We start from the raw sequence: 22,598 nt of genomic DNA, 5'->3' as shown, positions 1-22,598 counted from the left end.
TATCATGTACAATAAAATTCTTATCAGCGCATTGGGTTGCCTTCTGGCTATGCAGGTTCGAGCCGCCAGGGTCGATACCTTGGATGTTCCCAGCGCCAGCATGAACCGAACTCTTCGGGCAGCCGTCGTACTACCAGAACGGTACATACACGCAAAGAAACGCGATACAACACCTTTTCCAGTACTTTACCTGCTTCATGGGGGTAAAGGCAGTTTTCGCGACTGGCTAACCAAACCGGCAGATAAAGAACTATTACAAAGGCTAGCTGACCAGTACAACCTAATCATTGTTACACCCGATGGCGACCCTGGCAGCTACTATTTCGATAGCCCACTCGTCAAAACCAGCCAGTTCGAGACCTTCATTTCCAAAGAGCTGATCGACCGGATCGACAATACCTACCGCACCATCCGCGACCGCAAAGGTCGGGTTATTGCGGGCCTAAGCATGGGTGGCCACGGAGCCATGTTCATATCCAGCCGCCACCCTGATCTGTATTCGGCTGCGGGTAGCATGAGCGGGGTCATGAACATTAATACGGCTACCTGGAAAGTTGAAGCTGATTTTGCTAAGTCTCGCTCCGAAAACTTTGCCAAGTTACTGGGCCCACCGAAGGAAGGCGACACACCTTATCCGGGCTACACGATGGTTACACTGGCTGATCAGCTCAAGAAAAATGGGTTACCACTCATTTTCGATATTGGTGTGGATGATTTTCTGATTGTGGGCAACCGGGATTTACACCGTCAACTTATGGAAAACAAAACACCACACGATTATACCGAACGGCCCGGTGCCCATACCTGGGAGTACTGGGAGAATGCCCTACCCTATCAGGTATTGTTTTTCAGTAAAGTCCTCAAAGCGAATCAGGTTGCTATTCCATGATAGAACGCAGATTTATTATATGAAAACGACTCTCTTTTTACTCTGTCTGGCTTTACCAGTCGCCTTTACTATTGCTACAAAGGATTTCGATACGGTGAAGGTAGAAGGCGGTATGATTTCCGGGACACTCAATCAGGATGGCGATATCCATATTTTTCGGGGCATTCCGTTTGCCGCACCACCCGTTGGTGACCTACGCTGGAAAGCACCCCAGCCCGTAAAACCCTGGTCGGGCGTTCGTAAGTGCGATGCCTTTGGCCCAAGTCCAATGCAGGGTACGCCCAATCCGTTTGGGCCGTGGAGTGCTGAATTCCTGATTCCGAAAGAGCCGATCAGTGAAGATTGCCTATATCTAAATGTATGGTCGGGGGCTAAATCGTCTAGCGAAAAACGGCCTGTGCTGGTCTGGATCTATGGCGGAGGATTTAACAGCGGTGGTGCTGGCTGTGCTATTTACGACGGTGAGGCCACGGCTAAAAAAGGCATCATTTTCGTCAGTGCCAACTACCGCGTTGGGCCATTTGGTTTCTTTGCCCACCCTGAACTGACGAAAGAATCTCCGCATCAGGCATCGGGCAATTATGGGCTGATGGACCAGGTAGCGGCTTTGCAGTGGGTCCGGAAAAACATCGCTCAATTTGGGGGCGATCCGAATAATGTAACCCTTGCCGGACAGTCGGCCGGGTCCATGAGTGTCAACTGCATGGTAGCCACGCCACTCGCAAAAGGGTTGTTCACAAAAGCCATTGCCGAAAGTGGAGCCAGCTTTGCAAACCCTCACCCAACGCTTCAACAGGGCGAAGAAGCTGGTCTGAAAATGGCTCAGGCATTGGGGGCATCCTCATTGGCAGAGTTGCGCGCCAAACCAGCTGAAGAAATCCTGAAAAAAGCCCAGGGTCGCGGCCCAATCATCGACGGTTATGTATTGCCAGCGTCCATTCCGGCCATTTTTGCGGCTGGTAAAGAAAACAATGTGGCCTTGCTAACAGGCTGGAACGAAGACGAAGGCATGTCGTTTGGACCGCCGAAAAATGCAGAAGCCTATCGAAAGCAGATTGAGCAACAATATGGTGATAAAGCAGAGCAGTTTCTGAAATACTATCCGGGCGGAACCGATGCGGAAGCGGCCAGTTCACAGATGAAAATCTCCAGAGACATGATTTTTGGGGCGCAGAACTACACCTGGGCCAACATTGCCAGCAAACAGGGGAAGCCCGTTTACGTTTACCGATTTATGCGAAAGATTCCGGCAACGGGCGAATATGCCCGCTATGGTGCCTTCCATACCGGAGAAGTTGCCTACATCTACGACAACTTAAAATTCATCGACCGTAAGCTCCGTCCACTAGAACCGACCGATAGTGAACTGGCCCGAAATATGTCAGGCTTTATTGCCAATTTCATCAAAACGGGCAACCCAAATGGCAAAGGGCTTCCGCAGTGGCCTTCCTATTCAATAAAAGAAAAACAGGTTATGGTCTTTGGCGATAAAACTGTGGCTGCACAACTACCCGACGGACCAGCCCTCGACTTTCTGTTTTCGACCATTAGCAAGCGATAATTCATCAATAAACAAGCTCCCGAAAGCACGAACCTCGCTGTAGATTGAGTTGTGGCATTGTCATTCCGACGATAGGAGGAATCTCAAGCCTGAGTAATAGTCACGTTTGAGATTCCTCCTATCGTCGGAATGACAATGTCAGGCCAACTCTCTATTGAAAATCAAACAATTAACCAACCTACAAGTACCCAAACTCCAATGAAAACCAACACAATTCTATTCGCGTTAGCAGCGCTGAGCCTTCCGTTGCTAACCGTAGCGCAAGCCCCAAAAGCAGCGCCCACGCCAATCATGGCTGGTAAAGACATCGCCGTGGCGCCTACGGCATCCGGTAAAGTACGTGGCTATATTCACAACGGCACATTTACGTTTAAGGGCATTCCGTATGCCAAAGCCGAGCGATTCATGGGCCCCTCTAAACCCGATTCGTGGACAGGTGTGCGCTCGTCGATGACCTACGGCCCGGTTTGCCCAATGGACCCAACCACATCTACCTACGACGAAATCGAGTTTCCATTTCACCACGACTGGGGCTACACCAACGAAAATTGCCTGAGTCTGAACGTCTGGACACCCCAACTGACCGAAGCGAAGAAACGTCCGGTAATGGTATGGTTTCACGGGGGCGGATTCACGGCGGGCTCGTCGGTTGAGCTGCCCTCCTACGATGGGGAAAATCTGTCGAAAAAGGGCGACGTGGTGGTAGTAACGATCAATCACCGGCTGAACATTCTGGGTTTCCTCGATTTGTCGGCCTATGGTGAGAAATACAAAAATTCGCCCAACGCTGGCCTGATGGATCTGGTCGCGTCGCTGCAATGGGTGAAAGAAAACATTGCCCAGTTTGGTGGCGATCCGAACAACGTAACCATTTTCGGTCAGTCGGGAGGTGGCGGCAAAGTCACAAGCCTGATGAATGCGCCTTCGGCAAAAGGGTTGTTCCACAAAGCCATTGTACAGAGTGGTAGCTACCTAACCAGCTTCACCGAAAGCGATCTGGCCCGAAAAGTCAGTGCTGCGTTGCTGGAAGAATTGCATTTTCAACCTAACCAGGTCGATTCGCTGCAAAAAATCTCCTACGAGCGCCTGAACGCTGCCGGAAAACGCGCCCTACGCAAAGTAAATGAAAGTTTGAAAGGGCAAAATCAAGGCGGTTTTGGCCTGGGCTGGGGACCGATCCACGACGGCAATTTCCTCCCCTATCAGATTTCGGAACCCGCAGCGATGGAGTTGGCTAAAAACGTCCCATTGCTGGTTGGTTCCACCAAAACCGAGTTTGGCCCTTTCAATCCGGGCAACCGCGTAACCGATATGGAAGCGGCCAAAGCAGCCATGCAGAAACGAATTGGCGACAAAACTGATGCCTACATGGCAGCCGTAAAAAAAGCCTATCCTGAAACCTCCAGCCCCGCCGATTACATCAACATCGACATCAATTTCCGGGCGGGTGTTATCCGGCAGGCAAACCAGAAAGCCGTTGCAGGTGCCGCTCCGGTATATATGTACCTCTTCACCTGGAATTCGCCCGTAAACGATGGACTATATAAATCAATGCACTGCATGGAAATTCCGTTTGCGTTCAACAACATTGCCCGTTGCGAAGAGATGACCGGCGGTGGCAAAGATGCCTACGCGCTGGCCGATAAAATGAGCAACGCCTGGATCGCCTTCGCCCGCACTGGAAATCCAAACAATAAAAGCTTACCCAACTGGCCGCAGTATAATGCCCAAAACGGCGCTACAATGCTGTTTGATAATACCTGCCAGGTGAAAAATCACCCCGACAAAGAACTGCTGGAAATTGCAAGCGGCAAGTCGATGTAGGTCTATAATTGATAACGGTGGAGCAAATTCGCGATTAAACAGCCGAGTTTGCTCCACCGCTGTATTTTATGAATAGTTCTTGCTCTGGTATGCTTAACGCAAATGCACCATACATAGTAGCCGTGTGATTTTGATCGCCCTAATGAGCTGTTTGCGTTTTAGAAGGCCGGGTAATCAACTTAAACAGGGTAAGAAGACCGACAATCAACAACCCAACAATTAGCCCAATACCAAATTCCTTTACGAACGCAGGAAGACTAGGCAACAACGTATGCAGGAAGTGTAGGTTATGCACAAATATTCCACCGGATACCAGCAAAAGGGCAATGGTACCTACCACACTTAAGAGCCTGATGACAATAGGCAGTGCTCCGACCAGCCCATGACCAAGCTTACTCAAGATTCCTTTATCATCCGACCAACTGATCAACTGGCGTCCGGCATCATCCATTCGGACGAGGAGGGCTACCAGACCATACACCCCAACCGTAGCGAGCAAGGCCACTGCCGATACCGTCATAATCTGAATTAGTGATGGCTGATCGGTTACTGATCCCAAGGCAATAATGACAATTTCAACCGACAGAATGAAGTCGGTGGTAATAGCGGCTTTTACTTTGGTTTTTTCATTATCGGCGGCCGACTGTTGCTGAGCGCCTTCCGTTGTTGCAGGATGGACACTCTTTTTCGATTTACTAATGGATTCTAGTATTTTCTCGGCTCCCTCGTAGGCCAGATAACAGCCGCCCAGCAATAGAACGATAGGAATGGCAACCGGAAAGAAGGCGTTCAGGAGTAGCGCAATCGGAACAATAATGAGCTTATTGAGTAGAGAACCTTTAGTAATGGCCCAGAGTATAGGTAACTCTCTGTCTGCCACGAATCCTGTAGCCTTTTCCGCATTGACAGCCAGATCGTCTCCCAGTATGCCCGCCGTCTTTCGCGTTGCTACTTTTGTAGCTAAAGCCATGTCGTCCATTAAAGCGGCTATATCATCTAAAACTGCAAAAATGCCAGATGCCATTGTTCTTAATTACGTTAACTGAATCGGTCTGAATGGTGATGCTGGAGAAATCGCCCAGTCGCTGACGTTTATTTACAGTAAGCCAGCTTTTTTTCGGATAGGCCGGGCACAATCTACTAAGCGTTTAGAGGAAAACCATTTGTTGGCAAGATCGTTTAGGAATAATGCAAAGAAAAATACATTTTCCTGAGGTCATTTTAATTGGGCTCTGCACCAGTCTACTATTTCTTGCAGGACACTCAACTCAGGCCCAACTACGGATCGATCTGGAATCAGGATTGGTTTTGGGAACTCCTTACAATGAAATCAGAATTCCTAATCAGGGTGGAACTTACGTCAATCTGCCTGACAACCTAACAGCAAAACCAACGGTATTCTATAGGGCCCGACTGAGTTATACAATAGCGAATCGGCATACCTTGTCGCTGTTATACGCTCCCCTGACCGTGCACTATAACGGGGAATTAAGCCAGGATGTAAATTTCAACAACCAGCTTTTTTCCGCCAACCGACCGCTACATGTTGATTATACGTTCAACTCCTACCGCCTGACGTATCGCTATGAATTTATCAATCGCGAGAAATGGCAGGCAGGCGTGGGCCTAACCGCCAAAATTCGTGATGCGAACGTCCAGTTTGCCAACGAGTCGGTCCGTACAAATTTTCCTAATCTGGGATTTGTACCCCTTATTAATGTCAACGTTGTATACAAGCCAGATGAGCATTGGCGCCTGTGGTTGGAAGGCGATGCACTAGGCTCGCGCTTTGGCCGGGCAGAAGATATTTTTTTGGGTAGCGCTTATGCCATTAATCGAACAGTTGGCATAAAGGCAGGTTATCGCGTGGTCGAAGGCGGAGCAGACGTTGATGAAGTGTATAATTTTACCTGGATCAACTATGCGTCGGTGGGCTTATTACTAACGCTTTAGGCAATTTGAGACTTCTTATCTGGCAACTGCGTTGCCAGATATACAATTGACCTGCCGGTAGAGTACTCTATCGTTTGTTAACTGAATTACACGCACATGAAACCGCAATCGCATGAACTGAGTGAAAACGACCTGGATCGATTGATTGAAATGGCCTGGGAAGATCGCACTCCTTTTGACGCAATAGAGGCCCAGTTTGGTTTACCAGAGTCAGCAGTCATCAAATTATTGCGCGAACATTTGACACCCGCTTCCTGGCGTCGGTGGCGGGCTCGCGTGCAGGGGCGGTCCACCAAACACGCGGCTTTGTCGGCAGGCGTTGGTGAACGCTTCAAGTCTGATCAACAGCGCTCTATAACGCACAATCGAATCAGTAAACGATAAGTAACCAGGCAGAATTAAACTTGAAAAACCCTGTAGCCTTCGACTTACCTCCTCAATTGGGGTACATACATCATAGGGTTGATAAATAAACCGTGACGTAAGTTTAGATATCGATAACAGCTTTCCAAAAGTTTTGCCCTTACGGAAAGTTAAAAACAAACCCAAATTCACTTTTTCAATTGGTCGTCAGGAATGCGTAAACAACCTGACTCTGGCTCATTTAATCTGCCTGACGCACCGATCCTTTGCATGAAAAATATAACCCGTTTTTCGCTCCGGCAATCGCTGCTTCCAGTGGCCGCCGTTGGGCTAACGACCTGGCTAGGTCTTACCGGATTCATGGACGATCCGATTACCCAACGCATTAAAAAGCTGGCTCCGGCCAAAGCGGCTGAAATGGCCCACGCCGTTGAAGCCCTGGTTAAGCCGCAACTGGCCGACGGGCTTACACTAAAGCTTTGGGGCGTCGACTCACTGGTATCCGATCCCATTGGTATCGACATCGACGATTTTGGGCGGCTGTATTACACCCGAACTAATCGGCAGAAAAATTCGGAATTCGATATCCGGGGGCATCAGGATTGGGAAATTGAATCGAACCGGCTCCAGACAGTTGAGGACAAACGAGCATTTCTGCATCAGGTTCTATCCCCAGCCAATAGTAAGAAAAACGAATGGCTTAAGGACGTAAACGGCGATGGTTCGCACGACTGGCGCGATATGACCGTAGAACGTGAGCAGGTGTTCCGGCTCGAAGATACCAACGGCGACGGCGTGGCCGACCTGTCGAAAATGGTTGTGAACGATTTCCACGACGAAACAACGGATGTGATGGGTGGCGTTTTGTCGGATGGCAACGATCTGTACGTAACCGTAGCCCCCGACCTCTGGCGGCTTCGTGATAAGAACGGCGATGGAATTGCCGATGAGAAAAAATCGATCTCACACGGCTATGGCGTTCATATCGGATTCAGCGGCCACGGCCTGTCGGGCGTAGAAATGGGTCCCGATGGGCGTATCTACTGGCAGATTGGCGATATTGGGTTCAATGGGGTTGGTCCCGATGGTAAAAAATGGTCGCATCCTAACAGTGGTGTCGTTGTACGATCGAACCCGGATGGCAGCGATTTTGAAGTCTTTGCTTATGGCGTTCGGAACACCCATGAGTTTGTATTCGACGAATACGGCAACCTAATTAGTGAAGACAACGATGGCGACCATCCCGGTGAAAAGGAACGGTTAGTCTACATCGTCAACGGCTCAGATACGGGCTGGCGCAGCAACTGGCAATACGGCAAATACCGCGATCCGTTGAACAATACCTACAAGGTATGGATGGACGAGCAGATGTTTAAACCCCGTTTCAACGGGCAGGCGGCTTACATCCTTCCTCCACTGGCCAACTTTGTGAGCGGTCCGGCGGGTATGCTTTATAATCCCGGCACGGCGTTGAGCCCAAAGTATAAAAACACGTTTTTCATTGCTGAATTTGTGGGCAACCCAGCGGCATCGGGTGTTCACTCGTTTACGCTCAAACCCAAAGGGGCTTCGTTCGAACTGGATAAGTCGAAGAAAATTCTGGGGAATGTACTGGCTACCGGGCTCGATTTTGGCCCGGATGGTGCCATGTACGTTGCCGACTGGATCAACGGCTGGGATACCAAAGATTACGGGCGTATCTGGAAACTCGACGATAAAGATGGTGCCAACTGGGCTGAGCGAGCGTTGACCAAACGATTACTGGCGCAGAATTTCAGCAAAACCCCGGTAAATGAATTGAGTGGCTACCTCAAAAATGCCGATATGCGTGTTCGGCAGAAAGCTCAGTTTGAACTTGTAAAGCGGGGCGAAGCCGGGGCTACAGCCTTCGGGCAAATGCTTCAGCAAAAAGACCATCAACTGGCGCGGGTACATAGCATTTGGGGCATAAGCCAACTGGCGCGTAAAGATGCCAAATATGCCCAACGACTGATGCCGTACCTGAAAGATGAGGATGCCGAAATTCGGGCGCAGGCTGCTCGCTGGCTGGGTGACATTCGCTACGCAGCCGCAGGTTCGGCACTGGTTCCAATGCTGAACGATGAGAATGCACGTACACGTTTCTTTGCCGCCGAAGCTCTAGGACGAATTGCTTATGCACCAGCCATCCAACCGTTGATTTCACTGCTCGAAGCCAACAAAGACGAAGACACCTACATCCGCCATGCGGGTAGTCTGGCGCTGGCCCGTATCGGTAAGGCCGAACCAATCATTGCTTTGTCGAGTCATCCGTCGAAAGCGGTTCGTATTGCGGCCGTCGTAGCCCTACGCCGAATGCAGAATCCGGGCATCGCCAACTTCCTGAACGACAGCGATGAATTTGTCGTAACTGAAGCCGCGCGTGGTATCAATGACGATCTATCGATTCCGCAGGCACTACCGGCATTGGGTAACGTACTGACCAAAACGAAGTTCTCCAACGAACCACTTATTCGCCGGGCTATTAACGCTAATCTGCGAGTCGGAACGGCCGATGCCATGCAGAACCTGATTGGTTATGCCAATGGCGAAGGAAACCCTGTTGCCTTACGTGCCGAAGCTATGGATGCTTTGAGCACCTGGGCAAAACCATCGCTGCTCGACCGAGTCGATGGTCGCTATAGAGGCCCAATAACCCGTGATCTGTCTGTTTTGAAGACCCAATCAGCGAGTTTATACACCGCAATGGCCACGAATTCAGCCGCTCCTATTCGTAAAAGCGCTATTCGGGCTATCAGCAAATTATCGTTAAACACGGCAAGTCCGGTGCTATTGGATCGTTTGAAAAACGACGGTGATGCTGAGATTCGCGAGGAGGCTCTTCGGGCACTGGCAGCTCTGAACGATAAACAAATCGGCACCGCTATCGAAACGGCTCTGGCCGATAAGGACAAACGGGTACGCGTTGCGGCCCTGGATCTCATTGGTAAAACGAGCATGCCTAAAGAGCAAATGGTAGCCCAATTGAAGGATGTTCTGCAAACGCACTCGACCGAAGAGAAACAGGCTGCGCTGGTAACGCTGGGCAAATTACCCGTTGCCAATACAAAACCAATTTTCGATCAACTGTTAGCGGACTTATCATCTGGCAAGCTTCCGGTCGATCTGAGTCTGGAACTGGAAGAAGCCATTGCCGAAACCAAATCGCCCCAACTCATTGCACAGCATAAAGCAATTATGGCAAAGCTATCGCCTGATGCTATTTTAGCCTCGTACCAAGGTAGTTTATACGGTGGTGAACCCGATAAAGGACGGCGGATATTCTTCCGACATCAAACGGCTCAGTGTATCCGCTGCCATTCGTACGATGATCTGGGTGGGAATGCCGGCCCCCGGCTCAATGGGGTAGCTAGTCGCCTGACGCGGGAGCAGTTACTCGAAGCGGTTGTCAATCCAAGTGCGCGGCTGGCTCCAGGCTTCGGCACGGCTACCATTGAACTGAAGGACGGCAAAACGCTCAGTGGCATTGTACAGAAAGAAACCGATTCGGAACTGGTACTGAAGAGTGGGGATGAACCTGATCTGACAATCAAGAAAGACAGGATCGCTAAAACTACCTATGCACCATCGAGCATGCCCGATATGAAATACCTGCTCACCAAGCGGGAAATCCGGGATGTCGTGAGCTTTCTGGCAACGCTAAAGACGAATTAACCTGAATACATGGAACGCTGATTTTTATGATACTTATGATTAATACAGATCATAAGTATCATAAAAATCAGCGTTCTGTTTTCTAGCTTTCTATTTAATCATGATAGATAACGCCGTCTGGCTGTAGCTACCGAAACACCCAAGTCCTCCCTGAATATTGGTTGGAATCGTAACTGGTTCAGCAAATGGATTACTATTCGCCTGTAACTGCTGATCCAGCCTTACATGATAGGCATAATAAGCCGCATCGACATGGAGTAAATTCATAGTAATCTGGGTAGAACGATACAGCTTTTTAAATGATCCATCTCCCAATGATGCAGAAGCCAGTAAGCTTGCTGCTTTAGCCGGGCATTCGACCAAACCTAAGGAATTGGTCGCCATCAGAAAGGGGATTATTTGAGGACTCTCGTACGATGCATTGACAGGAGCCCCATAGCGAATGCCCCGGAATGAACCTTTCACCCGGAAATAGGTGTCGGCCCCAGCCTGCCAGTTCCCAATTAGCCGGAAATCTTTCTGTACAGCGCCAGCCTGAAGCGATGAGTCAATCTGTATCGATTTAAGAGCTACCGCTTTGGGAACCGTTGTTGTGGCCAGTACCTGTTTGCCATCGGGTGTCGAAACCGTTAATGTATATGTTCCCCCCTCCCGGATAACCAGTTTTTGGGCTTTTATACTATAAATCCCCTGTTGTGCATTATAAACCAGTTTTACGGAGTTGCTTCCGTCCGACAGGAGAACGGTCGCATTAGAGATATCGACTGTTTTTGCCGACTGATCGTCCAGAATTGGGCGTGAGCGACTCACTTTTGCCGTTAGCAAAGAATCCTGCGGAGAAATAAAACAGTCAACAACCAATTTGGTCGACTGCGAGGATAGCTCTTGGGGCACAACCTCTTCACGCATCGAATTACAGGAAAATAAGGCAATTGACAGAAACAGCCATAGCCATTTCCTGATAAAAGAAATCATGAGTACAATGAGGTTAACTGGTTGCTGACGTGTTTATCAAAACCGGATCGTGTAGCTTAACGAGGGGATTGCCGGAAAGAGCGAATATTTATATAAAACAGTTTTTGAGGGGAGGCCTTTTTCCTGAGCTTTGCCTTCCAGCGAATACAAAAACGGATTGTGCCGATTATAGGCATTATAGACACTTATCTCCCACACCCGCTCGGTACGAGCACGTTTTTTTGTGAAACGCGCACTTAGATCAAGACGATGGTAAGCTTCGGACTGAAAACTATTCCGTTCCCCATATTCCTTTACATTCGAACCAGATCCGTACAGGGCATTTGAAGTAATCGGACTCCCAACCGCTTTCTGATCATAGTATCCTGAAAAACGGGACAAGGGCAATGTCAGCGAATTGCCGGTACCATATACCCAGCTAGCCGACAGAGTGATAGCAGGCGTTAGTTCATACATTCCTACTATAGAGGCATCGTGCCGTCGGTCATAACGCGGATGAAATGTCTTACCTCCGTTCAGTTCAGCAAATTGCCAGTCAGTCCATGAAAGTGTATAGCCAATCCAGCCTGATAGCCGGCCTGCCTGCTTCTGAAGCAGAATTTCGGCTCCATAGGATCGCCCCTGACCACTGGTTACATTATCGACCCACTTCGCAGAATTGACATTACCCTGTGCATCAGCCGACAGAAAGCTGGCCCCCTCCCGATAGCTGAGCAGGTTGCTCATTTTCTTGTAGTAGCCCTCAATCGTCAACGACAGACCCGACTGCGAAAAATCTTTCGCCATACCCAACGCGACCTGCTGCGACTGCTGCGGCTTGATCGACTTAACCGTTGGTACCCATAGATCGGTAGAAAGACCTACACCCGTACTGGATAGCAGATGCAGGTACTGATTCATCAGGGCATACGATCCTTTGATCGAGAACGAAGGCGTAACCCGGTAGGCAATCGACAACCGAGGCTCAGGGCGTATGTACACCGCAGTTGCTGACGAGTCGGGACGCGTTTTGGTTTCTGCGGTCGTACTTGAACCGCCCAAAACGGAATAAGCGCTAAGTCGAAGGCCGCTGGTAAAGCGCCACTTATTGGCCGGACTCCAGCTATGTTCAATATAGGCTCCGGCTTCCGCTGCGGTAACCATCTGGTCAGAAGTCTGATTAGGCAGCTCGTTTACATTCAGGCTCACATAAGCTTGTGGATTGAATGTATGGTGGGTAAGCTGTCCTCCAAAACGAATCTGGTGAGTCGCATTCAGATAATGCGTACGGTCATACTTAAGGCCGACATCCTGAATGGACGACTGATAATTAAGCGTATAAAAGGTGTTCTGGCTACTTTGCTCCAGCGCTTTCTGGTCCTGCACACCCATCTGGTAGCGACTGTAGATCAGCGACAGATCGGATACCGTTCCTTTGCGGCCCTGATGATTCCAGCGGATACTTCCGGCTCCATTCGTCCAGCGTAGGTTCGATTGTAAGGCCGAGCCATTTGTAAACTTATCCTGACTGGTGTAGCCACTAATATATACCTTATCGGCCGGTCCAGCATGGATGGTCAACTTGGCATTGAGATCAAAGAAAGCCGTTTTAAGCACAGGTTGATCCGCCGTATTTTGGCCTAAAAGGCCCGTAAGCAGATCTAAGTACGTACGTCGTCCAGCCACCATAAATGATGCATACTTACCGATTGGCGCACTTAGGGTCAATCTTGAGGCTACTAACCCTGCAGAAGCCTCCCCACGAAAGCGATCCGTCTGCCCGTCTTTTGTGGTTAATTCAATTACCGATGACAACCGTCCACCAAATCGTGCCGGAAACCCACCTTTGGTCATATCAACACATTTTAAAGCATCGCCATTAAAGGCCGAAAAGAAGCCGAGCAAGTGGTTTGGATTATAAATAGGTGCATTGTCTAGCAAAATCAGGTTTTGGTCAGGAGCCCCACCACGAACATAAAGTCCGGCATTCCCTTCAGAGCCTTTTTGTACACCAGGCATTAATTGCAGTAATTTCATGACGTCTTTCTCGCCAAGCAATGCTGGTACTTTTCCAAGTTGCTCCATCGAAAGACTGATGGCGCTCATCTGTGGATTATTGCTGATCGATGAACCAGAAGTAGCTTTAACAACCTGCTCAGCTAACTGCTGCCCATAGGTCAAAAATACAGTAATCTCTGCCTGTTGTTTAGGTAGGATGGTCTGGATTTTCGGCACAAAGCCAACCGACGAGAAAGTAAGGGATACAATCGACTCGGCTGCAACCGACATAGCGAAGTGGCCTTCAGAATTAGTTACAGTACCTGCCTTATTATCAGCTACATATACATTTACACCCGCCAGTGGAGTTCCCGTTTGCTGATCAAAAACGTAGCCTGATATACGTCGGTAAGCTGGCTCGGCAGTTACAGAGAGGCTGTATAGGTATACAAATAGAATTGAGATTAAACGAAACATTTAAGTACAAGTCGTCAAAAAGCAGATAAACCATATAAGTAGTTTTACTATTCTCTACTATATACCTTTGACCATGCTTTTTGCAAATTGTCACATAATTAACAGTATCTACATGAAAAATAATTGACTATTTTAATTTATACGTATTTTGAACTTTTACAATATTCGTAACTTACAATATACTTTATCAAGTAAAGGTCAACAAAAAAGTTACCTATATTGATAATTATGAACATTGCCTATTTTTCGCTTCTTTTTCAGCGCTTTGGCCAAATCACCGAAAACTCGTAAACTCAAAGCTTGGTCATACCAGCTAATTTATTCCATATGCCAGCACGTATGCGTATACTTTATTTATTACTCTTTCTAGGGGTTGTGTTCGTTCTATATTTAAGCTGGCAGCCCAATTATGACTTTAGGCATCTTTGGTTCATGCCCGCCTGGTTGACTCGCTGGACCGATGACCATGCCAATGGCAACCTGCGAACAGCCGTGCCCTTCGTTTTTATGGGCTTCACCGGCGGCATATTACCAACGTCTCATCCCCGACCTATCTACCGCTGGTTTATGATCTGGCTTATTTTGGTCGCTGTAGTAGTAATAGCCGAGGCCGGTCAGCTATTAATTCCAACACGATTCTTTAGCTTTGAAGATATTGGCTGGGGGGCCGTAGGTGCGTTTGCTGGCCTTTGTACTGGCGTTTTGACCCGACTTATCCTAGAGAAAACCCGCCTTCTGAATAAATGAGACCTTATTAACAGACTCTGCTCTTTCTTCTTCAGCTACTTAAGTGGATACTTCAACCTATTGGCTGCAAACCTCTTGCTGGTCCAATCACCTTTTTAATCAGTTGAACCAGTCAAAATACCACTTCACCTGAGACGTAAGTACGCGATCTGGGAGCATCATCTAATTTCGAATCGAAAACAACGAAAACGAATGAACGATGAAGAATCATTTCTGGATAATCGCTCTGGCTATCCTGCCCCTCAGTCTGTCAGCACAACCGAAACCAGCCGTGCGTAAGCCGGTTGCCTCCGCTTCCCGGACTACAGCTACCCGACCAAACGGTATGCATACAGTCGCACCGACGGAGAAGAAACCTATTACCGCTTCAAAAGCAACGCCTGCTCCGGCAACTACCGAAACGACAGCCCCGGTTGTTGTTCAGTCAACGTATTCAGAGCCAGTTAGACCGGCTTCTGCCCAACCTGTAACCAGTCATCAGGAAACGGCTGCGGCTGCGCCTGCACGTCCAGCTTACACTCGCCAGAGTAATTTTCATGTAGGCTTACGGTTTGGCGGCAATTCGAGCACAATAGGCGGAGCCGACCCTACAGCTGTAGGCCAGGGCGTACAGTTAGCGCGTGTTATGGGATTCCACGGCGGAGTTGTGTTCAATATTGGAGGCCCAACCTTTTCAGTGCAGCCAGAAGTGCTGTTCAGCCAGTATGGCGTCCGTTTTGCTTTAGGCTCTGATTATCTGCAATTGAAATATAATCTGGTAGAAGTACCTGTGTTATTGAAAGTAGCCTTTGGCCAACCTAACCTGCGGTTTTTTGTCAATGCAGGGCCAGTTGGTACGTATGTACTAAGCGGAGCTATATCGGTTCGGGAGGGTGGTCAGAGCGAATCGCAGGCCATTGATATGAGCGACCAGGGACGGTTCTCTTACGGCGTAGCTGGTGGTGTTGGCGTTGCAATACAGGCAGGTACTGGCAAAGTACTCCTTGAGGGACGTTATAATTATCTGATGGCCGACCATGAAGATGGTAGCACGACAAAGCCACAAAACGCGATGCTATCTGTAGGTTATTTATTCCCACTGGGTGGCCGCTAATCAATCAACCGTGTTGCTAATACCATAACAGCCAGATAGTCAATACGATAATGTTACTGATTGGTATGATTATTGTCCTTAATATTAACAATTACAAAGTTTTAACAATAGTGTAGTAAAGTAGACATATAGTTCAAAACGCTGATTCTGCTAGGGTCAGCGTTTTTTTATTCGTTCAACAAGCTAAAATTCTAATAAACAATGCATTACCTAACCATATTTAATCTTATATCTGAATAACCTTCCAAATAGATTAAGCCAATAAATATATATATATAGTATTTACATAAGATCGTTTTATACGGTTTGGCATGATTCGTGAAGTATACGTATTACAATCATGCCCATATGCTTCTGAGCCAGAATTCCATCCGAATTTACGCCTGTATCAGCCAGCCACTTATCTGCTTCTGGAATGCCAGTGCAGACCAATTAGATGAAGTTTGTAATGCTTACACCAGCCTTTGGTCGTCGGTATCGTGCGAGGCTCAGGCCCGGGATATTTATGATTCGCTGGTAGCGATTGCTCTAGCCGACGATAAACCATCTCCAACAAGTTGGCTTGCCACCGAACTCCGATTCGAAGCCTTTGCAGCAGCAACAAGCGATCGACAATGGGCCGCGTTAATGGAATTAGAGCACAACTCAACCGCCATCACCGATACCGAACTCGATTTATACAACGAACGAATCAGTCGGGAGTTGTAGGCCAGCCGGACCTTTTCAGACTTAGTGAACCGCATGCTTGTATACCTACCAACAAGCAGAGCTATTCATGCCTTATGGTGCTAACCTACTTCAGGTAGTATCAATTTTCACTGTAATTTATAATCGACGCAACTCTTTGAACTTCAATCACGTACTGTTGATTGAAAGTTACTCAAAGGTGCTTTCCGAAATGCCAACCTAACTTAGTAAGCCTCATCAACATCGGTGGGGCTTATTTGTTGATAAACCAGTCTTCGGTACAGGCTTAAAGATAGCATCATCAAACGGCAAAAGGAGTACTCAAACCATATATAGCCCTTTCTAATTTTATGGTTCAGGCTGGTAAGTACACACTAAATACCGATCCCTGCCCTACCTGGCTACTTGCCGTAATGGCTCCTCCATGATTGGTCACTACCTTTTCACAAATCGCCAATCCGATTCCAGTTCCAGAAAATTCATTTCGGCCATGCAATCGCTGGAATACCTGAAAGATGCGGTCCAGGTATTTTTCGTCAAAACCGATACCATTGTCTAAAACATCAATGCGGTAATATGCCTGAGCCACACCAGTAGGGGTTATGGAAGCGGGCAAATCGGTAGTCGCTATTCGGCTGGCCTCCAAACGGATTAAGGGCGGAACAGCCGCATCATCGGGCTGACGAAATTTTAAGGCGTTGCTCAACAAATTCATAAATAACTGCCCCAGTTGAGAAGCATCGCCCACAACCATCGGCAGCGAACCTACCTCAATCCGGGCATTGGTTTCCTGGATGCGTAACTCCAGATCAGTCAACGCCAGATTAACTACTTCGTTAAGCGAAACGGGCTGGAGGGCTTCTGGTTTGGTGGAAATACGCGAATAACTGAGCAGATCCTTAATCAGCGTCGACATTCGACTTGCCGCCAACTGCATCCGATCCAGATAATTTACCCCATCGCCTAGCTGGCTGCTATAATGCTCTTTCAACAGATCGCCAAATTGCTGCACTTTACGCAAAGGTTCCTGCAAGTCGTGGCTGGCGATGTAAGTAAACTGTTTAAGGTTCAGATTCAATCGATTCAGCGACTGGTTGGCCAACACCAGCGTTGCATTCAGATTGACCAGTTGCTGATTACTGATTTTTAGCTGAGCCTGCATTTGTTTCTGGAGCGTCAGGTCGGTCAGAATCAGGCTCAGGCAAGGACCCTCATCCAGCACCAGGGGCGTGGCAGATACGAAGCAAATAAGTTCGCTGTCACTGTCGCCCTGCTTCAAACTCATTTCCTGCTTCGTGGAATTTTGCCAGCTCTGCTCAAAAAAATCGTTGTACATGGACAGATAATCGGGAGCAATGCAGTTGATAAACGGAATCCCGATCACGCTGGAGAGCGGCTGGCCGACCATAGCCGCAAAGGTAGAATTACTATAGAGAATGAGTCCCTGCCTGTCGAGCGTTACAGCACCTTCGTGCATGGTTTCGATGAACACCCGGTATGTCTGATCAGCGGTTTTCAGCGTGTAGAGTTCATGTCCCTGACTGCCTTCCACCACCAATGCATCGATCTGCCCCGTACGAATTGCCAGAATCGTTTCCATCGCTTCTTCTAGCTGGATACGCAACAGATCATTTTCCGCAACTAATTGCTCGTATGTTTTGGGTGGATTCATCAACTGATAATACCTAATCCTTTGATTACCTTAGCTGCATCAGACAAATCACCGACGAACCGGCGTTCTGGCAAGGGAGCCTGTTTGATCAATAAAGGCAACGCAATCAATTGTACCGATTCGGCCAACTGTTTTTGCTGATAAACATCAATTATTTCCAGCGAGTATCGGCCTGTCAGGTGCGTATCGCAAATGCGTTTGATATTGGCAATGGCCCGAACGGAATGGCTCGATGCGCCAGCGACAAACAAACGTAGTTGATACGTATCATTGCGATCCTCCAACTCAAGATCAGCAGCCTCTGATGGTTCACTCATAGCCTTCTTACTTCGCCGAGCGAATATCTAAACCCACCAGCACTTTCTCTTCATTGGATAAGTCTCCAATAATCTTTCGGATAGGCTCAGGCACTTTTTTTACCAGTGTAGGTACGGCCAGAATCTGATCGCCAGCAGCTAGCTGTGGTTGCACTAACAGATCGATTACTTCAATAACATACTTCCCCGGCAAATGTTCTTCGCAGTATTTCTTCAAATTGTTCAGGGCTGTTACTGATTTAGCCGTTTTGCCGGCTACATAGAGCCGTAATTCCCAAACATCTTCTGGCTGATCCATTCATTAAGTAAGACTAAAGGATACGCTTTACTGGCCACTATGCCGATTACGGGTGAGCTGCTCCCGGTTCTGCTCCATGATTTCCTTGCGCAGTTCCTCCTCCGTAAACGATTTATTGAGTTCCTCCTGAAGCGACTCAAACTCTTCTTTCAGGCCGGCAATTTTCGATTCCAGCACCAGCCGTTTTCGTTCAATTTCCCGATCTTTTCGCGAAACCGCATGATCGCGCAGGGCAACCCCCGTAACTTCCTGCAACTGCTGCGCTTCCCGCGCCGATCCCACCAATACCCCTTCGGCACCCAGATACACATCGATCAGAGTCAGTCCCTCGTCGGTAATGACAAACTCGCGCACCTGATTTGAATGCTTCATACCCCTGGATTTCATGACATACAGCCCTCGGTTCCGCTCGCCGTTCGACTCTATATCCCGTACCAGTAACCAGGCATCTACCAGCGATGAAACTCCCTCGTCGGTCTGTTCGTTGATAACTGTGTTCAGCGAAAGCGCCGTAAAGACAACGGTAATCTGTTCGGCCTGTAAGAAATCAATCAACCGAATCAGCATAGCCCTCACTTCACGCATGGAGCCAACCGTAACCAGATTTGTGATCGGATCCAGTACAACGATCTGCGGCTTAAACCTGGTTACGAGTTTATGAATCGTTACCAGATGCATTTCCAATCCATTCAGCGTGGGACGCGATGCCTGAAAAGTCAATAGACCCGTATCAATATATCCCTGAAGATCCATTCCAATAGACCGCATATTACGGCAAATCTGCTGGGGCGACTCTTCAAAGGCCAGATAAAGCGCCCGTTCTCCACGCTGACAGGCCGCATGAACGAAGGAGGCTGCCAGGCTGGTTTTACCCGTTCCGGCCGTTCCCGAAATCAGAATGCTGCTTCCTCTGAAAAACCCTTTGCCTTCCAGCATTTGATCCAACGCTGGTATACCCGACGAAAGCCGTTCGCTGGATACCGGATGATCCAGCGTGAGGGAGGTAATGGGCAGTACCGAAATTCCATCACTATCAATCAAAAAGGGATATTCGTTGGTACCATGTACTGATCCTCGGTATTTGACGATTCGTAGTAACCGAGTCGAAATCTGATTGTCGATCCGGTGATCCAACAGAATAACGCAGTCAGAAACGTACTCCTCCAGACCATGCCGAGTTAATTTACCGTTGCCTTTTTCGGCCGTAATAATAGTAGTTACCCCCTTATCTTTCAGCCAGGTGAAGAGCCGTCGAAGTTCACTCCGCAGCACCCCTTCATTGGTCAGGTTTGAAAACAGGTTTTCGATGGTGTCCAGCACTACCCGTTTAGCCCCAATAGTATCGATGGCGTAACCTAAGCGAATGAATAAGCCGTTGAGGTCATATTCGCCGGTTTCCTCAATTTCGCTCCGGTCGATGTGTACGTGATCAATTTTAAGGAGTTGATCTGCCTGAAGCTGGCGAAGGTCGAAGCCCAGGGAAGCCACGTTAGCAGCCAGTTCCTCGGCTTTTTCTTCAAACGCCATGAATACCCCCGGCTCGTTGAATTCCAGCGCTCCCCGAGCAATAAACTCCAGTGAGAAGAGGGTTTTGCCGCAGCCTGCCTCCCCACAGATCAGGGTTGGCCTTCCTTTGGGCAGGCCACCATGGGTGATTTGATCCAGGCCAATTATACCTGTAGGTGCTTTAGGCAGAAGGGGGAGCTGATGTGTATTGAGGTTGTAGGAACTCATTCGTACGGTTGAGATACAACAAACATATCAAAAATTGACGCAAAAGTACACTAGCATATGTAGAGGTAATGATTTAATCTAACGGGCTCACAGCCAACCAAACTTCCTGGAAGTGATAGCCTTATCGGTATTAATTGCGGCTAGGCCATTTTTAGTCTACCAAGCGCAAACGCCTGCTCTGGTAGAGCCTATAAGTCAATAATATCAGCCTGCCCCCCGCTAACGCCAGAAATTATCCCTAAATAACCAAATAAATGGCTGGATGTTTTCGAGTGAGAGATCAACCTTGTGAAAAAAGATAGTGTGAGTAAACTAAGCAATGGACTTGCTACATTTGACTGGAGACGGATTTTAGGCACATTTGGGAACAACCCCAAAAGTACTCATGAAGAAAAGAACGCAACGGCGGACCGTGTGTATTTGACCAGGCATTCAAACAAATGGCCGTTGAGTTATCTCGCGCAAAAGGCTCGATCTTACTAGCCATCAAACCTAAAGGCCGAAGCGGCCGCTTGAAAGCGGAACTATTAGAAGGGGGAACGTTCTTGAATGTGGATAATGCGCGAACCGAAATCTTCGACAGAGCCGCCTGAGCGGTATATTGAAATGCACTACAATCGAGTGCGCAGGCATTCATCGCTGGGCTACCAAAGCCCTGAACAGTTTGAGCAGGAATATTACACAAAACTTGCCAGTTCAGTGTGCCGCTAAACTGGACCACCCCAAACCATCAAATCCTTGGTCTGTTTGTTTGCCAATAACCTTTGCTACATAATATGCAGAAAAAAAGGTGACAATTCCAGAAAATATGTCACCTAAATCAATGGTTTGACCAATTGAAAAGAATGGAAAATTAATATACTTAACTCAAGTGCATGAGGCAACCTTAATGTAACGAAACAAAAAAGACATAGTCGCGAGCAAATGTACTTTTGAAGTGCGAAAACAAAATAACCTGCTCTTGCTATGTCCGAAAAAGTACTGGTAATTTACTACTTTCTCGATGAGTTCTTTCTGGAAACTAACCATCCTGGCTCCTGTAAACCTCAGACCAGCCCAAAAGTACCCGATAGTATTGTGCTGACGACCGCTATCATATCGACCCGCTTCTTCGGCGGCAATCAAGCTTCAGCTATGCTCTAAATATCTGATAGTCATGATTTTATAATACTAAAAAAAGCCTGCTTTCAATCGACGGCTACATCGACTGGCTCATACCTTGAGTATACTGTTCTACTATCTGGCCGACTTGTTCAAAGCCCTGAATGTGTCGGACCAGTATGTGATTGATTCGTTGCCGGTGGCTGTTTGTGACAACATCCAGATTGGGCGTTGCCGTCTGGTAAAGGGAGAAGAGTACCGGGGCAAAATTGCCTCCAAACGGCGATTCTTTTTTGGTTTTCAGCCGGGCCACCGGGCGGTTCAGCTCATTATTACCTTCTATAAAGAACCGGTGCAATTTTTCCTGCTGCCGGGTTCGGTGGCCGATGTAACAGCTTTGCAAATGATGCATTTGGAGTTGCCCACGGGTAGCGAGGTGTTTGGTGATGCCGGCCACACGGATTATGAACAGGAAGCCTTGTATGCGGAGTGTGAGCATATCTATGTTCAAATTCAACGCAGGAGCAATAACAAGCGGGCTGATCAGCCTTGGCAAGCAGGCTACAAAAAGAGGGTTCGCCAGCGGATTGAGCAGGCGTTTAGTCAGATCACGCTGCGCATTCCTAAGAAGATTCATGCCATTACGGAAGCCGGTTTTCTAATCAAGATCGTATTGTTCCTCTTAGCGTATGCCCTCGAAACGAGCTTATGACATACAACTTAAGTTAATTAGGCCGTAGAATCAATTAAAGATAAATTTGAAATCCACTTCCAGCATTCATACGTATGTACGTATGAATGCTGGAAGTCCAGTAATACCTGATTCACTATTGCCTGCTCAAAAGCGGATGAATCACATCAGTCTTTACGCTCAGTCCCTAGTGTACATTGTTGCCGGGCTCAATCATTTTCTGAACCCCAGAACGTATCTGGCGATTATGCCTCCTTATATTCCAGCGCATCAGTTTATGGTTACTATAAGTGGTATAGCGGAGATCATTTTGGGGATCGGTTTACTCTTTAGAGCCACGCAATCGGTATCGGCATGGGGCCTTATTTTCCTATTGATTGCTATTTTTCCAGCGAATGTCTATATGGCAACATCAGCTAAGTTTATCAAATTTCCAGCTTGGCTCCGCTGGCTACGGCTCCCTTTACAGGCTGTGTTGATCTGGTGGGCATATCGATACACCTGACGTGAGGAGTGTATACGAGGGTTGTTAATTCACTGATGAAC

20 protein-coding genes are annotated in these 22,598 nt (G+C 48.1%); 13 read left to right on the top strand and 7 right to left on the bottom strand.

Annotated features, from left to right (window positions below):
* Positions 1–4 precede the first annotated feature (4 nt).
* From B5M13_RS01010 to B5M13_RS01000, 3 genes are all read left to right on the top strand, one after another.
* A complete protein-coding gene (locus tag B5M13_RS01010) occupies positions 5–889 on the top strand; it encodes an alpha/beta hydrolase (RefSeq protein WP_080053891.1) in 885 nt (294 codons plus the stop codon).
* Positions 890–908: 19 nt separating this feature from the next.
* On the top strand, positions 909–2,450 hold the full coding sequence (locus B5M13_RS01005) for a carboxylesterase/lipase family protein (RefSeq protein ID WP_080053890.1): 1,542 nt from the start codon (positions 909–911) through the stop codon (positions 2,448–2,450).
* A gap of 198 nt (positions 2,451–2,648) precedes the next feature.
* Complete coding sequence (locus B5M13_RS01000; protein ID WP_080053889.1) at positions 2,649–4,274, top strand: carboxylesterase/lipase family protein; 1,626 nt, start codon at positions 2,649–2,651, stop codon at positions 4,272–4,274.
* A gap of 139 nt (positions 4,275–4,413) precedes the next feature.
* On the opposite strand, the gene B5M13_RS00995 is transcribed toward B5M13_RS01000, so the two are convergent.
* Positions 4,414–5,298, bottom strand: coding sequence for a DUF808 domain-containing protein (locus tag B5M13_RS00995; protein WP_080053888.1), 885 nt, complete (start codon positions 5,296–5,298; stop codon positions 4,414–4,416).
* 164 nt (positions 5,299–5,462) lie between these two features.
* Between B5M13_RS00995 and B5M13_RS00990 the strand changes: the two genes are divergently transcribed.
* The 3 genes from B5M13_RS00990 (at position 5,463) to B5M13_RS00980 (ending at position 10,283) form a co-directional block, all read left to right on the top strand.
* Positions 5,463–6,227, top strand: a complete 765-nt coding sequence (locus tag B5M13_RS00990; RefSeq protein WP_080053887.1) for a hypothetical protein — start codon at positions 5,463–5,465, stop codon at positions 6,225–6,227.
* Positions 6,228–6,323: 96 nt separating this feature from the next.
* Complete coding sequence (locus B5M13_RS00985) at positions 6,324–6,611, top strand: TIGR03643 family protein (RefSeq protein ID WP_080053886.1); 288 nt, start codon at positions 6,324–6,326, stop codon at positions 6,609–6,611.
* Positions 6,612–6,860: 249 nt separating this feature from the next.
* The gene (locus B5M13_RS00980; RefSeq protein ID WP_080053885.1) at positions 6,861–10,283 is read left to right on the top strand and encodes a HEAT repeat domain-containing protein; all 3,423 of its coding nucleotides are present in this window, start codon (positions 6,861–6,863) and stop codon (positions 10,281–10,283) included.
* A gap of 90 nt (positions 10,284–10,373) precedes the next feature.
* On the opposite strand, the gene B5M13_RS00975 is transcribed toward B5M13_RS00980, so the two are convergent.
* Together B5M13_RS00975 and B5M13_RS00970 are read right to left on the bottom strand one after the other, a co-directional pair.
* Positions 10,374–11,258: a DUF4249 domain-containing protein gene (locus tag B5M13_RS00975; protein WP_080053884.1), complete on the bottom strand. Its 885-nt coding sequence runs from the start codon at positions 11,256–11,258 to the stop codon at positions 10,374–10,376.
* A gap of 36 nt (positions 11,259–11,294) precedes the next feature.
* A complete protein-coding gene (locus B5M13_RS00970; RefSeq protein WP_080053883.1) occupies positions 11,295–13,712 on the bottom strand; it encodes a TonB-dependent receptor in 2,418 nt (805 codons plus the stop codon).
* 432 nt (positions 13,713–14,144) lie between these two features.
* On the opposite strand from B5M13_RS00970, the gene B5M13_RS00965 reads away from it, so the two are divergent.
* The 3 genes from B5M13_RS00965 to B5M13_RS00955 all read left to right on the top strand — a co-directional run bounded on the left by B5M13_RS00965 (position 14,145) and on the right by B5M13_RS00955 (position 16,260).
* Positions 14,145–14,459: a hypothetical protein gene (locus B5M13_RS00965; protein ID WP_245859650.1), complete on the top strand. Its 315-nt coding sequence runs from the start codon at positions 14,145–14,147 to the stop codon at positions 14,457–14,459.
* Positions 14,460–14,658: 199 nt separating this feature from the next.
* Positions 14,659–15,552: a porin family protein gene (locus B5M13_RS00960; RefSeq protein WP_080053882.1), complete on the top strand. Its 894-nt coding sequence runs from the start codon at positions 14,659–14,661 to the stop codon at positions 15,550–15,552.
* 318 nt (positions 15,553–15,870) lie between these two features.
* Complete coding sequence (locus B5M13_RS00955) at positions 15,871–16,260, top strand: hypothetical protein (protein ID WP_155297154.1); 390 nt, start codon at positions 15,871–15,873, stop codon at positions 16,258–16,260.
* Between the two features lie 334 nt (positions 16,261–16,594).
* Here the strand turns inward: B5M13_RS00955 and B5M13_RS34500 are convergent, their stop codons facing one another.
* The 4 genes from B5M13_RS34500 to kaiC are packed head-to-tail and all read right to left on the bottom strand — an operon-like array spanning position 16,595 to position 20,260.
* Positions 16,595–17,911: a sensor histidine kinase gene (locus B5M13_RS34500; RefSeq protein WP_080053880.1), complete on the bottom strand. Its 1,317-nt coding sequence runs from the start codon at positions 17,909–17,911 to the stop codon at positions 16,595–16,597.
* Positions 17,911–18,228, bottom strand: a complete 318-nt coding sequence (locus B5M13_RS00945) for a circadian clock KaiB family protein (protein WP_080053879.1) — start codon at positions 18,226–18,228, stop codon at positions 17,911–17,913. Before B5M13_RS00945 ends, B5M13_RS34500 begins: the two co-directional genes overlap by 1 nt.
* Positions 18,229–18,235: 7 nt before the next feature.
* Positions 18,236–18,526, bottom strand: a complete 291-nt coding sequence (locus tag B5M13_RS00940) for a circadian clock KaiB family protein (RefSeq protein WP_080053878.1) — start codon at positions 18,524–18,526, stop codon at positions 18,236–18,238.
* Positions 18,527–18,553: 27 nt separating this feature from the next.
* The gene (kaiC, locus tag B5M13_RS00935) at positions 18,554–20,260 is read right to left on the bottom strand and encodes a circadian clock protein KaiC (protein ID WP_080053877.1); all 1,707 of its coding nucleotides are present in this window, start codon (positions 20,258–20,260) and stop codon (positions 18,554–18,556) included.
* Positions 20,261–20,809: 549 nt separating this feature from the next.
* Between kaiC and B5M13_RS34565 the strand changes: the two genes are divergently transcribed.
* The 4 genes from B5M13_RS34565 to B5M13_RS00925 all read left to right on the top strand — a co-directional run bounded on the left by B5M13_RS34565 (position 20,810) and on the right by B5M13_RS00925 (position 22,557).
* Positions 20,810–20,971, top strand: coding sequence for an IS3 family transposase (locus B5M13_RS34565; protein ID WP_394334304.1), 162 nt, complete (start codon positions 20,810–20,812; stop codon positions 20,969–20,971).
* A gap of 255 nt (positions 20,972–21,226) precedes the next feature.
* Positions 21,227–21,403, top strand: a complete 177-nt coding sequence (locus tag B5M13_RS33210) for a hypothetical protein (RefSeq protein WP_155297153.1) — start codon at positions 21,227–21,229, stop codon at positions 21,401–21,403.
* Between the two features lie 76 nt (positions 21,404–21,479).
* Entirely contained in the window at positions 21,480–22,073 is a 594-nt protein-coding gene (locus B5M13_RS00930) for a hypothetical protein (RefSeq protein WP_080053876.1), read from the top strand.
* 136 nt (positions 22,074–22,209) lie between these two features.
* On the top strand, positions 22,210–22,557 hold the full coding sequence (locus B5M13_RS00925) for a DoxX family protein (RefSeq protein ID WP_080059746.1): 348 nt from the start codon (positions 22,210–22,212) through the stop codon (positions 22,555–22,557).
* Positions 22,558–22,598: the final 41 nt, after the last annotated feature.

This window comes from Spirosoma aerolatum (assembly GCF_002056795.1).
Lineage (GTDB): Bacteria > Bacteroidota > Bacteroidia > Cytophagales > Spirosomataceae > Spirosoma > Spirosoma aerolatum.
Note: the sequence above shows the minus strand (reverse complement) of the source record. Positions and strands in the feature narration are given on the sequence as shown.

What these genes read in the sequence shown, in the direction of transcription:
- B5M13_RS01005 (WP_080053890.1), top strand. Translation starts at nt 909, where the DNA reads ATGAAAACGACTCTCTTTTTACTCTGTCTGGCTTTACCAGTCGCCTTT.
- B5M13_RS00985 (WP_080053886.1), top strand. Translation starts at nt 6,324, where the DNA reads ATGAAACCGCAATCGCATGAACTGAGTGAAAACGACCTGGATCGATTG.
- B5M13_RS00990 (WP_080053887.1), top strand. Translation starts at nt 5,463, where the DNA reads ATGCAAAGAAAAATACATTTTCCTGAGGTCATTTTAATTGGGCTCTGC.
- kaiC (WP_080053877.1), bottom strand. Translation starts at nt 20,260, where the DNA reads ATGAGTTCCTACAACCTCAATACACATCAGCTCCCCCTTCTGCCTAAA.
- B5M13_RS00940 (WP_080053878.1), bottom strand. Translation starts at nt 18,526, where the DNA reads ATGGATCAGCCAGAAGATGTTTGGGAATTACGGCTCTATGTAGCCGGC.
- B5M13_RS00945 (WP_080053879.1), bottom strand. Translation starts at nt 18,228, where the DNA reads ATGAGTGAACCATCAGAGGCTGCTGATCTTGAGTTGGAGGATCGCAAT.
- B5M13_RS00975 (WP_080053884.1), bottom strand. Translation starts at nt 11,258, where the DNA reads ATGATTTCTTTTATCAGGAAATGGCTATGGCTGTTTCTGTCAATTGCC.
- B5M13_RS00995 (WP_080053888.1), bottom strand. Translation starts at nt 5,298, where the DNA reads ATGGCATCTGGCATTTTTGCAGTTTTAGATGATATAGCCGCTTTAATG.
- B5M13_RS34565 (WP_394334304.1), top strand. Translation starts at nt 20,810, where the DNA reads ATGTGGATAATGCGCGAACCGAAATCTTCGACAGAGCCGCCTGAGCGG.
- B5M13_RS01010 (WP_080053891.1), top strand. Translation starts at nt 5, where the DNA reads ATGTACAATAAAATTCTTATCAGCGCATTGGGTTGCCTTCTGGCTATG.
- B5M13_RS34500 (WP_080053880.1), bottom strand. Translation starts at nt 17,911, where the DNA reads ATGAATCCACCCAAAACATACGAGCAATTAGTTGCGGAAAATGATCTG.
- B5M13_RS01000 (WP_080053889.1), top strand. Translation starts at nt 2,649, where the DNA reads ATGAAAACCAACACAATTCTATTCGCGTTAGCAGCGCTGAGCCTTCCG.
- B5M13_RS33210 (WP_155297153.1), top strand. Translation starts at nt 21,227, where the DNA reads ATGTCCGAAAAAGTACTGGTAATTTACTACTTTCTCGATGAGTTCTTT.
- B5M13_RS00980 (WP_080053885.1), top strand. Translation starts at nt 6,861, where the DNA reads ATGAAAAATATAACCCGTTTTTCGCTCCGGCAATCGCTGCTTCCAGTG.
- B5M13_RS00970 (WP_080053883.1), bottom strand. Translation starts at nt 13,712, where the DNA reads ATGTTTCGTTTAATCTCAATTCTATTTGTATACCTATACAGCCTCTCT.
- B5M13_RS00960 (WP_080053882.1), top strand. Translation starts at nt 14,659, where the DNA reads ATGAAGAATCATTTCTGGATAATCGCTCTGGCTATCCTGCCCCTCAGT.
- B5M13_RS00925 (WP_080059746.1), top strand. Translation starts at nt 22,210, where the DNA reads ATGAATCACATCAGTCTTTACGCTCAGTCCCTAGTGTACATTGTTGCC.
- B5M13_RS00965 (WP_245859650.1), top strand. Translation starts at nt 14,145, where the DNA reads ATGCCCGCCTGGTTGACTCGCTGGACCGATGACCATGCCAATGGCAAC.